The sequence below is a fragment of the Xenorhabdus entomophaga genome, assembly GCF_037996725.1.
GTDB classification, from domain to species: Bacteria; Pseudomonadota; Gammaproteobacteria; order Enterobacterales; family Enterobacteriaceae; genus Xenorhabdus; species Xenorhabdus khoisanae.
Genome location: NZ_JBBMXH010000226.1, coordinates 1 through 1,890, shown reverse-complemented (window position 1 = coordinate 1,890; position 1,890 = coordinate 1). Strand labels below are relative to the sequence as shown.

The window sequence follows — 1,890 nt, the reverse complement described above, 5'->3', positions numbered from 1 at the left end:
GGTTGAGTAGACCGCGGGAACTGCCCCCGCAGCCTCTCGCAGAACGGTACGTGAGCCTCTCGACTCATACCGCTCCCATCAAGCAAACGCGCCTGTCATTCCTGCCCGCCAATGGGCAAACAACCCCTGATGCTGCTTTGCAATCCTTTGAAGCAGTTTTGAAGCCTGGGTTTTATGCCTGCTCAGTGCCTTGTACTTTCGTCTGGCCCAGCGCACTAATGCTTTGTTGAGTTGCCTGAATACCTTATACAGCTCTGAACGACAAAATTGACCATAATAGCTCAACCATCCACTTATCATGGGATTTAGCCAGTTTGCCATCTGTGTTAAGTTCAGTTCTGTCCGCATTCGGATCTTCAACTTGCGAATTTTGAATCTCATGGCCTTTTGCGCCGTTTTGCTGACTGCTGGCGTAAAACTCACAAACAGGCTGTTCCTTTTGCGGTTCTTCACCAATCTTGGCCTGAATGTGTATCCAAGGAAATCGAAACTGATGTGTTCATACCTGCCCTTTCGGTCCCCATCCTTGCAGTAGGCAATCCGGGTTTTGTCCGGGTTCAGTTCCAGTCCACACTCACTGAAACGTCGCTCCAGTATTTTCCGTATTTCTCTGGCCTGAGCTTCATTCTGACAGTGAACCAGACCATCATCGGCATAACGACACCACTTCAGCCGGGGATGATGCTTTTGCATCCACTTATCGAACACATAATGCAGGAACAGATTTGCCAGCACCGGGCTGATAACTCCTCCTTGTGGGGTGCCTTTCTCCCGGAATAACACCTCACCGTTGCATTTCATCGGTGCAGTTAGCCAGCGTTCGATGTACAGACAGATCCACGGGCTGTTTGTGTGTTTCCTCACGGATTTCATGAGTAAATCATGAGGAATATTGTCAAACAAGCCCTTGATATCGAACTCCAATACCCAATCTTGCTGCCAGCATCGCTGCCTTGTGACTCTGATGGCATCAATTGCCGATTTATTCGGTCGGTAGCCATAAGAATCCGGCAGAAAATGAGGCTCAACAAGCGGTTCGAAATGAAGCCTGACCACCATTTGCGCCACGCGATCCGCAACCGTGGGAATACCCAGCAGACGTTCACCTCCCGACTTCTTGGGAATAGTGACACCTTTCACCGGGGGTGGATAATAACTGCCCGATGATAAGCGGTTCCAGAGTTTGTAGAGATTATCTTTCAGATTGGATTCAAAATCCGCGATGGTTTGACCATCCACGCCTGCCGCACCTTGATTGGTTTTAACCAATAACCAGGCACGATACACATCCCTTTTCTCAATGACAAACGGTTTTGCCTTAACCTCCGTATCTCCTCCTGCCTGACAGTTGGATACCGGGTAAGGCTGCCTGACGAGACCCCTTCGCTCCACATTCATTACAAATATTTCCTCACTACTACGAGTCACTCCGCCCCCGTATCACCCATCGGTACTCTCATACTTGTCAATTTAGTGACTTGCATTTCTCCCTTGACATCGTGATGACGGGTTCCCGCAGTTCCCAGAAAGAGCCCGATACAAAGTCACGCCCACTCTACGCCGGACACCACCTGCGCAGCATTCGGAATTCACTCACAGATTTATCCCGGAAGATAGAAACGCCCCCGGTTTTGATGTCAAATCTCTTCTTTACGACGCGTCCACATGGGTTCGGTTTTACTCGTCTCTTTGTATCCTACCTGCCGAACTATTGTTCGCGCTTTGACCTCAACGCTCACGACCCCCGCTCTTTACGGCAGCCGCTTGAGGGGGTTTGAAGCCGGCTTCCGACAGCGGACTTCGGTGGGCCTGCCACCATCTCCTCCTGAGCTTATGCTACAAACTGGCTGCGTTCCCTATGCTGCCAGTTTGTATGCCTGCGGCACACTT

The 1,890-nt window shown here is 50.5% G+C and carries 1 protein-coding gene; it reads right to left on the bottom strand.

Annotation, left to right across the window (positions count from 1 at the left end; all coding sequences use genetic code 11):
• Positions 1–78: 78 nt before the first annotated feature.
• Positions 79–1,398 (bottom strand): group II intron reverse transcriptase/maturase, encoded by a 1,320-nt coding sequence (gene ltrA, locus AAC854_RS22325; protein ID WP_422824128.1) that lies wholly within the window; start codon positions 1,396–1,398, stop codon positions 79–81.
• Positions 1,399–1,890: the final 492 nt, after the last annotated feature.